This window comes from Arthrobacter dokdonellae (genome assembly GCF_003268655.1).
GTDB classification, from domain to species: Bacteria; Actinomycetota; Actinomycetes; order Actinomycetales; family Micrococcaceae; genus Specibacter; species Specibacter dokdonellae.
Genome location: NZ_CP029642.1, coordinates 258,876 through 272,334 on the forward strand (window position 1 = coordinate 258,876; position 13,459 = coordinate 272,334).

At 67.6% G+C, this 13,459-nt stretch carries 11 protein-coding genes; 6 read left to right on the plus strand and 5 right to left on the minus strand.

Features of this window, described 5'->3' with window-relative positions:
• Positions 1-87: 87 nt before the first annotated feature.
• Positions 88-3,525 carry a DEAD/DEAH box helicase gene (locus DMB86_RS01195; protein WP_113716203.1) on the plus strand — a complete coding sequence of 1,146 codons (3,438 nt, stop codon included), beginning with the start codon at positions 88-90 and terminating at the stop codon, positions 3,523-3,525.
• Positions 3,526-3,630: 105 nt separating this feature from the next.
• On the opposite strand, the gene DMB86_RS01200 is transcribed toward DMB86_RS01195, so the two are convergent.
• The 4 genes from DMB86_RS01200 to dnaK form a co-directional block, all read right to left on the minus strand.
• Positions 3,631-4,071 (minus strand): heat shock protein transcriptional repressor HspR, encoded by a 441-nt coding sequence (locus DMB86_RS01200; RefSeq protein ID WP_113716204.1) that lies wholly within the window; start codon positions 4,069-4,071, stop codon positions 3,631-3,633.
• A gap of 44 nt (positions 4,072-4,115) precedes the next feature.
• Positions 4,116-5,102, minus strand: a complete 987-nt coding sequence (locus DMB86_RS01205; protein WP_113716205.1) for a DnaJ C-terminal domain-containing protein — start codon at positions 5,100-5,102, stop codon at positions 4,116-4,118.
• Between the two features lie 140 nt (positions 5,103-5,242).
• Complete coding sequence (locus tag DMB86_RS01210) at positions 5,243-5,803, minus strand: nucleotide exchange factor GrpE (protein WP_227878795.1); 561 nt, start codon at positions 5,801-5,803, stop codon at positions 5,243-5,245.
• Between the two features lie 50 nt (positions 5,804-5,853).
• On the minus strand, positions 5,854-7,722 hold the full coding sequence (gene dnaK, locus DMB86_RS01215; RefSeq protein WP_113716207.1) for a molecular chaperone DnaK: 1,869 nt from the start codon (positions 7,720-7,722) through the stop codon (positions 5,854-5,856).
• Between the two features lie 339 nt (positions 7,723-8,061).
• Here dnaK and DMB86_RS01220 point away from each other — a divergent pair, with 339 nt between their 5' ends.
• Together DMB86_RS01220 and DMB86_RS01225 are read left to right on the plus strand one after the other, a co-directional pair.
• The gene (locus DMB86_RS01220; protein ID WP_113716208.1) at positions 8,062-8,880 is read left to right on the plus strand and encodes a methyltransferase domain-containing protein; all 819 of its coding nucleotides are present in this window, start codon (positions 8,062-8,064) and stop codon (positions 8,878-8,880) included.
• 14 nt (positions 8,881-8,894) lie between these two features.
• A complete protein-coding gene (locus tag DMB86_RS01225) occupies positions 8,895-9,476 on the plus strand; it encodes a TMEM175 family protein (protein WP_113716209.1) in 582 nt (193 codons plus the stop codon).
• A 79-nt stretch (positions 9,477-9,555) separates the two neighbouring features.
• Here DMB86_RS01225 and DMB86_RS01230 read toward each other — a convergent pair whose 3' ends face one another.
• Positions 9,556-9,900, minus strand: coding sequence for an arsenate reductase/protein-tyrosine-phosphatase family protein (locus DMB86_RS01230; protein WP_236783389.1), 345 nt, complete (start codon positions 9,898-9,900; stop codon positions 9,556-9,558).
• 153 nt (positions 9,901-10,053) lie between these two features.
• Here DMB86_RS01230 and DMB86_RS01235 point away from each other — a divergent pair, with 153 nt between their 5' ends.
• The 3 genes from DMB86_RS01235 to pabB all read left to right on the plus strand — a co-directional run bounded on the left by DMB86_RS01235 (position 10,054) and on the right by pabB (position 13,446).
• Positions 10,054-10,674 (plus strand): LysE family transporter, encoded by a 621-nt coding sequence (locus tag DMB86_RS01235; protein WP_113716211.1) that lies wholly within the window; start codon positions 10,054-10,056, stop codon positions 10,672-10,674.
• Positions 10,675-10,757: 83 nt separating this feature from the next.
• Positions 10,758-11,261 carry a low molecular weight protein-tyrosine-phosphatase gene (locus DMB86_RS01240; RefSeq protein ID WP_113716212.1) on the plus strand — a complete coding sequence of 168 codons (504 nt, stop codon included), beginning with the start codon at positions 10,758-10,760 and terminating at the stop codon, positions 11,259-11,261.
• 67 nt (positions 11,262-11,328) lie between these two features.
• On the plus strand, positions 11,329-13,446 hold the full coding sequence (gene pabB, locus DMB86_RS01245; RefSeq protein WP_227878796.1) for an aminodeoxychorismate synthase component I: 2,118 nt from the start codon (positions 11,329-11,331) through the stop codon (positions 13,444-13,446).
• The last annotated feature ends 13 nt before the right edge of the window (positions 13,447-13,459 follow it).

The following is a 13,459-nucleotide window of genomic DNA, read 5'->3' on the forward strand; positions in this document are numbered from 1 at the left end:
GTGAAACTGCGGGGCATACCCGCCTAAGATTGGTTAGATGAGGTTCCCCGATTGGGGCCGCACAAGCCCGCCAGGAAGACACTTTACGTGACGTATCCCACCGCCGATTCGCGCCTTTTGACGCGGATCGCCGAGTTCACCGAAAATTCCATCGCCGCCGGCCGCGCCTACGCCGTCGACGGCCGGGTCACGGACGTCACCCTGGAGCCCGCCACCGGGCTGCTGTCCGGCAAGGTCATGGGCACGGCCCCCTACCGTTCCACGGCCAAGCTGGTCCGCGAGCATGACGGCGTGGTGGCCTGCCGGGTGGGCATCTGCAATTGCCCGGTGCGGCAGAACTGCAAGCACGTCGTGGCATTGATCGCGGCCGCCGAATCCGACCCTAACTTTCAGGACTTTTTTGTCCCGGAGGAATCCGTCCACGAACCGACTTACCTGGAGACGCTGCTGGCCAACGCCAAGGGCAACAAGGCCGTGAACCCCGCGAGGGCCGCCGCCGACGTGACCGGCGCAACCGCCGACTGGGAGGCGTCGCTGGCCGAACTCATGCCGCCCGCCGTGCACGCCCCGTCCGCGGACACTCCCGCCCTGGGGCTGCAGTTTGAGCTGCAGCTGCCGCCGCCGCGCTTTTCCTACCGCGGCAACGGGGGCAAGGTGGCGTCGGCGCCGATCCTCAATGTCCGGCCCGTGGTCATGGGCAACCGCGGCAAGTGGGTCAAGACCGGCGTCAGCTGGAACACGTTGGGCTATTTGAGCTACGGGCGCCAGCACGATCCCGAGCAGTTGGAATGGCTCAGCGAGTTTCTCACCTCACACAGCCCCCGGCAGTACAGCCACAGCAGCGCCGCGTCGTGGCTGGCCGTCAACGACTTTGCCGGGCGCAACCTGTGGCAGCTGCTCTCGGACGCGCCCAAGCGCGGCGTGGCCCTGGTCCAGGCCGGCACCGGGGAGCCCGTGCGGATTTCCTCCGACGGCGCCACGGTGCAGCTGGACGTTTCCCGTGCCGGCGCCGGCGGCCTGGATGTGGGGCCTTTGATCGAGGTGGGCGGCACCTCCGTCACCGAGGACATTGTCGGCACCATCGGCAACCCGGTCCACGGGCTGTTCTTCAGCGACCAGACGGACGCCCTGCCCAACGTGGGGAGCGGCACCTCGGGGCGAAACGCCGTCGTCCGCGGAACCATCACGCTGGCACCGCTGGCCGCGGGGACGCCGCCCCAGATGCTGGAGTTTGCCCTGCGCAAGCAGGCCGTGCACGTGCCGGCGGAGGGCGAGGAAAAGTTCCTGACCCAGTTCTATCCGCAGTTGAAGCAGTCGGCGCCGGTGGTCTCGGCGGACCAGTCGGTGGACCTGCCGGAGTACGTTGAGCCGGAACTTTCCCTGCTGGCCGCCTATGGCGACGACCACACGCTGCGGCTGCACTGGGAATGGCACTACCAGGTGGGCAACCGCGTGAATTCGCGCCCGCTGTGGCCGGAACCGGGCGAATCGGCTGTGCGGGACGCCGGTGCCGAGGAACGCATCGTCAAGAGCGTGGGCCAGCCGTGGCTGGAGGTTGCGGGCATGGGTGTCGCGGCGAACAGCGCATGGGGCGAGCCGAAGCTGGCCGGTTCGGCCACGCTGACGGGGCTGGACACCATGGCGTTCACCGAGACCGTGCTGCCGCGGCTGCGGGAACTGACCGGCGTCACGGTGGAGACCAGCGGCGACATTGCCAGCTACCGCGAGGTCACCGAGGCGCCGATCGTGAAGATCTCCACGCATGCCACGGACGAGCGCGACTGGTTTGACCTGGGCATCGTGATCACGGTGGAGGGCCAGTTCGTCTCCTTTGCCGCAGTCTTCTCCGCCCTGGCCGCGGGGCAAAGCCGCATGCTGCTGCCCAGCGGCGCCTACTTCTCCCTGGACCGTCCCGAACTGCACGAGTTGCGCGCGCTCATCGACGAAGCCCGCGGCATGAACGACCTGAAGGACGGGGAACTGCGGATCAGCCGCTTCCAGGCCGGGCTCTGGGACGAGCTGGCCCAGCTGGGCATTGTGGACGAACAGGCTGAGGCGTGGCGGAAGTCGGTGTCCGGGCTGCTCGACGGCGGACCGGTGGACCCGCTGCCCACCCCCCCTGCGCTGAACGCCACCCTGCGGCCGTATCAGGGGGAGGGTTTCAACTGGCTGAATTTCCTCTACACCCATGGAATGGGCGGGGTGCTGGCGGACGACATGGGCCTGGGCAAGACCGTGCAGACGCTGGCGCTTGTCACGCAGGTCAAGGCCGGCGGCACCAACGACCTGCCGTTCCTGGTGGTGGCCCCGACGTCCGTGGTGGGCAACTGGGCCAGTGAAAGCGTGAAATTCGCGCCCGGGCTGAAGGTGGTGACGGTTTCGGAGACCTTTGCCAAGAGCGGGATCGGTTCCGCCGCGTTCTTTGCCGGCGCGGACATTGTCATCACCTCCTACGCGCTGTTCCGCATCGACTTTGCCGAATACGGCATGCAGGCCTTTGCCGGGCTGATCCTGGACGAGGCCCAGTTCGTGAAGAACCACCAGTCGAAGGCCTACCAGTGCGCCAGGAAGCTGAAGGCCCCGTTCAAGCTGGCCGTGACCGGCACCCCGCTGGAGAACAACCTGATGGAACTGTGGACCCTGCTCTCCATCGTGGCCCCCGGCTTGTTCCCCAGCCCCAAGCGCTTTGCCGAGTTCTACCAGCGCCCCATTGAAAAAAACGGCAACGCCAAGCTGCTGGGGAAGCTGCGCACCAGGGTGAAGCCGCTGATGCTCCGGCGCACCAAGGAACAGGTCATCAAGGACCTGCCCGCCAAACAGGAGCAGATCCTGGAAGTGGTGCTCAATGCCCGCCACCAGAAGGTGTACCAGACCCACCTGCAGCGGGAGCGGGCCAAGATCCTGGGCCTGTTGGAGGATGTCAACAAGAACCGCTTCACCATCTTCCAGTCGCTGACCCTGCTGCGCCAGCTCAGCCTGGACGTCACCCTCGTCGACGACGGCCAGGCCGGCGTGCGCTCCTCCAAGCTGGACGTGCTGTTCGAGCAGCTGGAGGACGTGGTCAAGGAGGGCCACCGGGCGTTGATCTTCAGCCAGTTCACCGGTTTCCTGGGCAAGGTGCGCGAGCGGCTCATCGCCGAGGAGATTCCCTTCACCTATCTGGACGGCTCCACCCGGAACAGGGCCGCCGTCGTCGAGGAGTTCAAGAACGGCACCGCGCCGCTGTTCCTGATCAGCCTCAAGGCCGGCGGGTTCGGCCTGAACCTGACCGAGGCGGACTACGTGTTCATCCTGGACCCTTGGTGGAACCCCGCCTCCGAGGCGCAGGCCGTGGACCGCACGCACAGGATCGGGCAGAAGAAGAACGTGATGGTCTACCGGCTCGTCGCCAAGGACACGATCGAGGAAAAGGTCATGGCGCTCAAGGCCAAAAAATCACAGTTGTTCTCCGACGTCATGAGCGGTGACTCGCTGGCCGGCGGAGCCCTGACTGCCACGGACCTTGCGGGCCTGTTCAGCGAGTAGCGGCTGACTGGTTCGCGGCCCGGCACAACTGGCCCGCAATAGATGTCGAAAAATCGCAATTTCGAGGCGTTTTTCGACGTTTATTGCGGGCTGGTTCTTGACTGGTCAGCGCTGCGGGCGCCAGACGACGACGGCCTGGCTGCGGGCGCGCGGGCGCTGGCCCCGGGCCAAGGCCACAATGTCCCCGCCGGACAGGCCGGCGGCGAAGACGCGGCTGTTGGGCCACGCGGGGCGGGATTCCATCTCCGCCGTGACGGATTCAAGCTGCTCGCCCAACTCCTTGACCTTCGCCCGGAGCGCCTCCACCTGGTTTTCCAGCTGCATAATCCGCCGGATCCCCTCCAGGGACACGCCCTCCTGGGACAGCCGCTGCACCTCGCGGAGCATGTCGACGTCGTGCTGGGAGTACCGCCGCGACCGCCCTGGCGCCCGGTTGGGCTTCACTATGCCCAGGCGGTCGTACTGGCGCAGGGTTTGCGGGTGCATGTCGGCAAGTTCGGCCGCTACGGAGATCACAAAGATGGGCGCATAGGGGTCAAGATTCATGGTGATCTCCTTTCTTGGGGTGGCGGTTCCGGTGGTTGGGGTTGTTACAGCTTGGCCTTGTCCTTCAAGGCCGCGCGGGGGTTGCCGTCGGCGGTGGCGGCGGCAAAGGCCTTCACAGCCTCCTCCGCTTCGTGGCTCAGCTTCTGCGGGACGGAAACGTCGATGGTGACCAGAAGGTCGCCGGAGGCCTTCGACGTCTTCACGCCGGCGCCCTTGACCCGCAGGGTGCGTCCGGACGGTGTTCCGGCGGGAACCCGCACCCGGACCGATTCGCCGCTCAGGGTCGGGACGCTGATGTCGGCACCCAGCGCGGCTTCCGGGAACGTGACGGGAACGTGGATGCGGATGTTGTTGCCGTCGCGGGCGAAAAAGTCGTGGGGCTTGACGTTGACGGTGACCATGAGGTCGCCGGGTCCGGCAGCACCGGCCTGGCCCTTGCCCTTGACGCGGACCTTCTGGCCATCCTTGATTCCGGCCGGGATGCGCACGTCAATGATCTCGCCGTTGGGCTCGCGCAGGCCGATCTTGGTGCCGTGGATGGAACCGGCAAAGGAAATGCTGGTCGACGCCGTCCGGTCCGCACCCTTGGTGGGCGTTGGCTGGAATCCGCCGAAGCCGCCGTTGCCGAAGAGGTCGGCAAATTCGGGGGGAAGCCCGGAGGCACCCGCCCCGCCGAATCCGGGCGAGCCGCGGCGGGCGCCTCCGCGTCCGCCACCAAAGAGGTCCCCGAACACGTCCTCGAAGCCTGCGGGGCCGCCCTGACCACCCGCGCCCCCGGCACTGAACCGGGCGCCGCCGCCCATGGCGCGTATCGCGTCGTACTGTTCGCGGTCTTCCTTGTCGGAGAGCACGGAATACGCTTCGGAGACGTCCTTGAAGGTCTTCTCCGCCTTGGCATCACCTGGGTTGGTATCCGGGTGGTACTTGCGGGCCAGCTTGCGGTAGGCCTTCTTGATGTCGGCGTCCGACGCATCTTTGGCCACTCCAAGAATCTTGTAAAAGTCCTTTTCGACCCAGTCCTGACTTGCCAAGACGCCTCCTTTTCTCAGTTTGAAAGTTTAATGCGGTGCGCGGTGGGTGCCGCTTGCCGGACCAGGGGTCCGGCAAGCTGCACCCACCGCTGGGTCCCTAGCCTGGGCCCACAAGCGCGGGGCCGGGGAGGGCGTGGGGACTATTCCGGTACGGCCACAATCACCTGGGCGGCACGCAGGACGCGCTCGCCGGACTTGTAACCCTTGCGCAGCACCTGACTGACGGTGTCAATCTCGACGTCGCCGCCAGGCTGCTGGATGAGCGCCTCGTGCACCGTGGGGTCGAACGGGACGCCGGTGGCGTCGATCCGTTCCAGCCCGTAGGTTTCAAGGGCGCTCTCCAGCTTGCCGGCGATGGCCGCGAACGGCCCGTCGACGATGTCGCCGTGCGTGCGGCCCGCGTCGATGTCGTCAAGCACCGGCAACAGCGAATTGAGGACGCCGATGACGGCCATCTGGCCCGCCACTGCCCGGTCGCGCTCAACGCGCTTGCGGTAGTTGACGTACTCGGCCTGCAGGCGCAGAAGGTCGTTCCGCAGCTCTTCGGCCGCGGCCTTGTCTGTTCCCTGCGCCACGGACTCCTCGGCGGGGACCTCAACGTCGTTGAGGATCTCCTCCGCCTGGGAGAGCGCGTCGCCGTTGGGCGTCTCGCCCGAGGTCTCGCCCGGGGTTTCGCCGGGAGTTTCGACAGGCTCGCCCACCGGATCGTTCTCCGGCTTGCCCTCTTCGGGGTTTACGGATTCAGACACGGCTACTTCTTCTCGTCTGCTTCTTCGTCGACGATTTCAGCGTCGACAATGTCCTCGTCGGCGGCACCTTCCGATGCGGCGCCCTCGGAGGCACCGGCGTCGGACTTGGCACCGTCAGCCTGGGCTGCGGCGTAGATGGCCTCGCCCAGCTTGGACTGCGAAGCCTGCAGCTTCTCAAACGCGGTCTTGACGGCGTCGTCGTCTTCACCGGCCAGTGCTGTCTTCAGCGCCTCGACGTCGGCCTTGACCTCGGTCTTGACCTCTTCCGGCAGCTTGTCGTCGTTGTCAGACAGGACCTTGTCGACAGAGTAGTGCAGCTGCTCGGCGGAGTTGCGAAGGTCGGCTGCTTCGCGGCGGGCCTTGTCCTCAGCGGCGTGCTCCTCGGCCTCGCGGACCATGCGCTCGATGTCGTCCTTGGACAGCGCGGTGCCACCGGTGATGGTCATGGACTGCTCGGCGCCCGTGCCCTTGTCCTTGGCGGAGACGTGCACAATGCCGTTGGCGTCGATGTCGAAGGTGACCTCCACCTGCGGGACGCCGCGCGGGGCCGGGGCGATGCCGGTCAGCTCGAACGTGCCCAGCGGCTTGTTGTCGCGGGTGAACTGGCGCTCGCCCTGGAAGACCTGGATGGCCACGGACGGCTGGTTGTCGTCCGCGGTCGTGAAGGTCTCGCTGCGCTTGGTCGGGATGGCCGTGTTGCGCTCGATCAGGTTGGTCATGACACCGCCCTTGGTCTCAATGCCCAGGGACAGCGGGGTGACGTCGATGAGCAGGACGTCCTTGCGCTCGCCCTTCAGCACGCCTGCCTGAAGCGCGGCGCCAACGGCCACCACCTCGTCCGGGTTGACGCCCTTGTTGGGCTCCTTGCCGCCGGCCAGCTCCTTGACCAGGTCGTACACGGCGGGCATGCGGGTGGAGCCGCCGACCAGCACGATGTGGTCAATGTCGGAAACCTTGATGTTGGCTTCCTTGATGACGTCGCTGAACGGCTTCTTGGTGCGCTCGAGCAAGTCCTTGGTCAGGTCCTGGAACTTGGCGCGCGTCAGCTGCTCGTCCAGGTGGACGGGGCCGTCCGGGGTGACGGAGAGGTACTGCAGGGAGACGTTGGTGGAGGTCGAGGAGGAGAGTTCCTTCTTGGCCTGCTCCGAGGCCTCGCGCAGTCGCTGCAGGGCGATCTTGTCCTTGGACAGGTCGATGCCCTTGACCTTGAGCTGGTTCAGCAGGTAGTCGACCACACGCTGGTCCCAGTCGTCCCCGCCGAGGCGGTTGTCGCCGTGGGTGGCGCGCACCTGGATGGTGGAGAAGTCGTCCTCGTCCTTGCCAACCTCGAGCAGGGAGACGTCGAACGTTCCGCCGCCGAGGTCGAAGACCAGGATGAGTTCGTCTTCCTTGCCCTTGTCCAGACCGTAGGCCAGGGCGGCCGCGGTGGGCTCGTTGACGATGCGCAGCACGTTCAGGCCCGCGATCTCGCCGGCCTCCTTCGTGGCCTGGCGCTCGGCGTCGTTGAAGTAGGCCGGGACGGTGACCACGGCGTCCGTGACCTTTTCGCCCAGGTAGGCCTCGGCGTCGTTCTTGAGCTTCATCAGGATGCGGGCGGAGATTTCCTGCGCCGTGTACTTCTTGTCGTCTATCGCGATGGACCAGTCGGTGCCCATGTGGCGCTTGACGGAGGCGATGGTGCGGTCGATGTTGTTGACGGCCTGGCGCTTGGCGATTTCGCCGACCAGGACTTCCCCGCCCTTGGAGAACGCCACGACGGACGGCGTGGTGCGGCCGCCTTCGGCATTGGCGATGACGGTGGGCTCGCCGCCCTCGAGGACGGAGATGACCGAGTTGGTGGTTCCGAGGTCAATACCTACGGCACGTGACATAAGGGGTTCCTTTCAGGGGGCGCTGTGTGAACAAGTCCACGGCCGGGTGGGCCGCGGGTTCGCTCAACCAGCGGGTATTGAGCGTTCTGGACTCAACTCTACTCAGCTACGTCTTCGTGTCAAATGAACTTGAGCGAAGATGACTCAACTTTCACTGCGGGCGTACACGCACGACGCCGGCGGGCCGGGACCGCGCCACGCCGCCTGGAACCTGGGCACCGTTGGACCCCCAATGGTGCGCAGCTTTAAGAGTGGCGCACCATTCACACCCAACGGCGCTCCACTTCAAGGTTTGGGCGGGCGTGGCGCCCGGCTCTGGCCGGGCATACACTCCCACTTATGAACTCTGAAAACGGCACCGGGGATGTCTACACGCATGGCCACCACGAAAGCGTGCTGAGGTCGCATGCCTCACGGACGGCGGCCAACTCGGCCGCTTACCTCATCCCGCACCTCACCCACGGGCTCCGCGTGCTGGACGTGGGGTCCGGCCCCGGCACCATCACGGCCGACTTTGCCAGGCTCACTGCACCCGGCGAGGTCCTGGGACTGGACCGTTCACCCGAGGTGGTGGCGGCCGCCACGGCCCTCGCCGCGGAGCAGCATCTGGCCAACCTCAGCTTTGACACCGGCGACGTCTACGACCTCGACTTCCCGGATGGCACCTTCGACGTGGTCCACGCCCACCAGGTCCTGCAGCACCTGACGGACCCGGTGGAGGCGCTGCGCGAGATGCGCCGGGTGGCCAAGCCCGGCGGCATAGTGGCCGTGCGGGACGCGGACTTCCACGGCATGTCCTGGTACCCGCAGCTGCCCGAACTGGACGAGTGGATGGACGTATACCAGCGCGTGGCCCGGCACAACAATGCCGAGCCCGACGCCGGTCGCCGCCTGGTGCACTGGGCGCAGGCCGCGGGACTGACGGACGTGACGCCGTCGTCCGCCAATTGGCTCTACGCGACGGACAGCGAGCGCGCCTGGCTTTCCGGCGTGTGGGCGGACCGGGTGGAAAAGTCGGCGTTTGCCCGGCAGGCCACGGAATACGGGATGGCCGACGCCGAGGGGCTGGCCAGGATGGCCGCGGGCTGGCGCCGCTGGGGCGCCGCGCAGGATGGCTGGTTTCTCATGCCGAACGGCGAGGTCATCGCGCGCGCCTAGCCGCCCGAGTCCGCATGGAAAAGAACCGGCTCGAGGCGCTCAGCGACGGCGTCCTGGCGATCATCATCACCATCATGGTTCTGGAGTTCAAGACCCCGGCCACGGCCGACTGGGCGGGCCTGGCCTCCCTCCTGCCGTCCCTGCTGAGCTACCTGTTGAGCTTCATTTACATCGGCATCTACTGGAACAACCACCACCACATGATCAAGCTGGCCGATGAGGTGACCGGCGGGATCCTGTGGGCCAACCTGCACCTGCTGTTTTGGCTGTCGCTGGTGCCGCTCATGACCCGGTGGATGGATGAATCCGGATTCGCCACGGTGCCGGTGTTCATTTATGGCGTCAATCTGCTGCTGGCGGCCGTGGCATACGCCGTTCTGCAGGCGGGGTTCGTGCGGCAGCAGGGCCCGGGCGGGCGGCTGGCAAGAGCCCTGGGGAAGAACGTCAAGGCCCGCGTCTCCCCGGCCATCTACATCGCAGGGTGCGCGCTGACCTTCGTTTGGCCCGCTTTCGGGCTGGCCGCCTACGCCGTGGTGGCCGCCATCTGGCTGGTGCCGGACCGCGGCATGGAGCGGGCGCTGCGCCGCGGGGCCTAGGTTTCCAGGTCCAGGGGAGGCATCCAGTTCGCGGGCCAGAGCGCAGGCGCGAACGGGCGGGAACGGGGCAGCCGGGACGTCAGGGCAGCAGCTCGGCGACCAGTGCCCGGACGCGGCCCTTGATGACGTCGCGGATGGGGCGGACGGCATCAACGCCCTGCCCGGCGGGATCGGCCGGGTCCCAGTCCTCGTAGCGCTTTCCCGGAAAGACCGGGCAGGTGTCCCCGCAGCCCATGGTGATCACGACGTCGGACTCCCGCACGGCGTCCATGGTCAGGACCTTGGGGATTTCCGCCGACATGTCGATGCCGTCTTCGGCCATGGCCGCCACGGCGGCCGGATTCACCGACTCCGCGGGCTCGGAGCCGGCGGAACGGACCTCGATCGCCCCGTCGGACAAAGTGGTGAGATAGGCGGCGGCCATCTGGGACCGGCCGGCGTTGTGTACACATACAAACAGGACGGAGGGCTTCTTCACAGCTACACCGTAGCGCCGCGGCGCCGTGATGGTGAAGCGCCGCGTGCCCGCCACCTGGACAGCAAGCCGTTCCATGGCTGCGCGCCGTAAGCTTGGCTGGTGCAATTCTCCTTGTGGCTGGCCCTCGCCGGCGCCGGCGCCATGATCAGCCTGACTCCCGGCGCGGGCGCCATCAACACCATGTCCAACGCGCTGACGTCCGGTTTTCGGCGCTCCCTTTGGGGGGTGCTGGGACAGCAGCTGGCCCTCGTGGTGCACGTGGTCATCGTCGCCGCCGGGGTGGGCATCATCGTGTCCAACTCGCCGTTCCTGTTCCACCTGATCCGGTATGTCGGCGCCGCGTATCTGGTGTACCTGGGCGTGCGCAAGCTGCTGGCCAAGGCCGAGCAGCCGACGGCGGACGGTGCGCCCGGCATTTTCGAACCGGGGTTCTCCATGTTCCGCCGCGGGCTGTGGGTCAACCTGCTCAACCCCAAGGCCATCGTCTTTTTTCTGGCCTTCATGCCGCAGTTCATCCGGCCGGAACGGCCATTGCTGCCGCAATACGTCATCCTTACGGCAACAGTGGTGGTCATTGACATCGTCGTCATGTGGTTCATCTTTGCGGCCGGGGCCAAACAGCTCAAACACCTGACCACCAGCGAGCACGGGCAGCTGATCCTGAACCAGATCTTCGGCATCCTGTTCATCGGCGTCGGCATCCTGCTGGCCGTCGTCTAGGCGTCATGGGCCGCCCTGCCCCCTTGCACTGCATGGGCACCCGCCGTTCTGAGTGGGCACCCGCGCATCGATAGACTGGCCCCATGAGCAATCCGTACCGGATCATCACCGTCTGCACCGGCAACATCTGCCGCTCGCCCATGGCCGAATTCATGCTCGCGGACGCAGCCGCGGCGGCCGGGCTCAACGTGGAGGTCGATTCGGCGGGCACCACGGCGTGGGAAGTCGGCAACCCGATGGATCCGCGTGCCGTGGACACGCTGACGCGCCACGGCGTCGCCGCCGGCGGCCATGAGGCCCGCAAATTCGATCCGGCATGGTTTGCCGACCATGACCTCATCCTTGCCTTGGACGTGGACCATCTTGCGGCCCTGCGCGCCCTGGCCCCCAACGCCGAAGCGGCAGCGAAGGTCCGCCTGCTGCGCTCCTTTGATCCGGCCCTGGCAGGCTCGTCCAGCGACCGGCAGGGCATCTATGACCCCTGGTACGGGGACGAAAGCGATTTTGAGGCCAGCTGGGAGCTGATCTCGGCCGCCATCCCCGGCATCCTGGCGCACGCCACCTCCCACGGCACCGCACGTGGCTGATCCCCGGCACCTCCCACTGGCCGCAAGCTCGCAGCCCGGCCCCCGGCGCACTGGGCCCACCCGGCCGGTGATCATCGCCGTCGACGGGCGCTCCGGCGCGGGAAAAACGACCGTCGCCCTGGAACTGGCCGCCCTGCTGCGCCGCCACCGCACCGTCTCCCTGTTCCATCTCGAGGACATCTACCCCGGCTGGGACGGGCTGTCCGACGGCGTCGAACGCTACCGCTCGGCGGTCCTGGCGCCGCTCGCCCAAGGCCGGACGGCGCACTGGACCCCTTGGGACTGGGACTCCGGAACGTGGGCCGCCGCGGACGACGCCGGCTCCCGCACCACCGCAGTGGCCGACGTCGTGCTGGTGGAAGGGGTGGGCGCCGCCCATGCCGCCGCCCGGGAAATGCTCGACGTGGTGGTCTGGGTGGATGCGCCGGCACCGCAGCGCAGGCGCCGTGCCTTGGAGCGCGACGGCGATGCGTACACGCCTTTTTGGGACCGGTGGGCCGCGCAGGAGGACGTGCTTTTTGCCGCCGGGGACGTGGCGGCGGCGGCGGACATCGTGGTGGACGGTTCGCGGGGCGTGGCAGATGTTCCGGAGCGGTTGCTCTCGGCCCTGTCTGGGCTGCCGGCGCTGGAGACACTGCTGGCCCCGGAACTTGCCCGGCGCCGCGGACTGCAGTTCTGCGCCGAACGCGTGGCCGCCTACCCGCCTGCGCCCGCGCTCTTCGCCGCCCTGTATGGCGCGTCCACGGACGCCGTGTGGCTGGACAGCTCCATCGCAGGGCAGGCGGGCACGATGCAGGCGGGCACAGACCAGGCCCGCCGCTCGCGGTTCTCCATCATGGCCGATGCCTCCGGCAGCTTTGGCCGCACCGCCACGCACGACGGCGGAACCACGACGGTGGTCTCCGGGCAGGTGACCGCGAGGATCCGCGGCCCGTTCTTCCGCTGGCTGGACACGGTGTGGGGCCGCAGGGCCGTGCGCGCCCCAGGCCACTACCCCGGCGACTTCACCCTCGGCTGGCTGGGCTGGCTGGGCTACGAACTTAAAAGCGAAACCGGCGGAGCCACAACGGAAACCGGCGCCGGGACTGGAGCCGAAACCGGCGCCCCGGCCCCGTCCACCCCGCCCCCGCCGCCCACGGCCGCGCTGCTGTTCGCGGGCCGGGCCGTCGTCGTCGACCATCAGGAAAAATGCCTGTTCCTGCTCACCTTGGCCGAAGCCAACCACCCGGCCTCCGCGGACGAGGCCGCCCTGTGGGTCCAGGACGTCCGCGCCGCCGTCGCCGCGCTGCCCCGGGAAAATCAGGATCCGCCGGGACAGCCCGTGCCCGCCCCGGCCTTCACGCTGCGCGACGGGGAGCCGCGGTACAAGGCCATGATCGCGGCGAGCCGCAACGAAATCCGCGAGGGCAATTCCTATGAGATCTGCCTGACCACGCAGCTCGAGGCGCACTCACCGTCCGGGCTGGACGCCTGGGACTGCTACCGTGCCCTGCGCCGGCGCAGCCCCGCGCCGTTCGCAGCGTTCCTCCGCTTCGGCGGCACGGCGGTGTGCAGCACCTCCCCGGAGCGGTTCCTGCGCATTGACGCGGCCGGGTTGATGCGCGCGGAGCCGATCAAGGGCACCCGGCGCCGGGACCCGGATCCCGCCGTCGACGCCGCACTCAAGGCCGACCTGGCCATCTCGGTCAAGGACCGGGCCGAGAACGTGATGATCGTGGACCTGCTGCGCAACGACCTTTCCCACAGCGCGGTGCCGGGCACCGTGACCGTGCCGCGGCTGTGCGAGATTGAAAGTTACGCCACCGTCCATCAGCTGGTCAGCACCATCGAGGCGCAGCTGGCGCCGGGCAGTTCACGCGCCGAGGCCCTGGCCGCCGCCTTCCCCGCCGGCTCCATGACGGGCGCACCCAAAATCAGCACCATGGCCATCCTCGACGGGTTGGAGGCCGGCCCGCGCGGCATCTACTCCGGCGGCATCGGCTACTTTTCACTCAACGCCGCCATGGACCTGTCCGTGACCATCCGGACCCTTGTCCTCCAAGACACGGCCGACGCCGGCACGCACCTTTCGCTGGGCGTCGGCGGCGCCATCACGGCCGACTCCGACGACGAGGCCGAGTGGCAGGAGATCCAGGCGAAGGCCTACGGCGTGCTGTCGACGCTGGGAGCCGGGTTCCCGGGCTGACCGGCCGGTCCCC

What these genes read in the sequence shown, in the direction of transcription:
- DMB86_RS01240 (WP_113716212.1), top strand. Translation starts at nt 10,758, where the DNA reads ATGAGCAATCCGTACCGGATCATCACCGTCTGCACCGGCAACATCTGC.
- DMB86_RS01200 (WP_113716204.1), bottom strand. Translation starts at nt 4,071, where the DNA reads ATGAATCTTGACCCCTATGCGCCCATCTTTGTGATCTCCGTAGCGGCC.
- DMB86_RS01220 (WP_113716208.1), top strand. Translation starts at nt 8,062, where the DNA reads ATGAACTCTGAAAACGGCACCGGGGATGTCTACACGCATGGCCACCAC.
- DMB86_RS01225 (WP_113716209.1), top strand. Translation starts at nt 8,895, where the DNA reads ATGGAAAAGAACCGGCTCGAGGCGCTCAGCGACGGCGTCCTGGCGATC.
- dnaK (WP_113716207.1), bottom strand. Translation starts at nt 7,722, where the DNA reads ATGTCACGTGCCGTAGGTATTGACCTCGGAACCACCAACTCGGTCATC.
- DMB86_RS01230 (WP_236783389.1), bottom strand. Translation starts at nt 9,900, where the DNA reads ATGGCCGCCGCCTATCTCACCACTTTGTCCGACGGGGCGATCGAGGTC.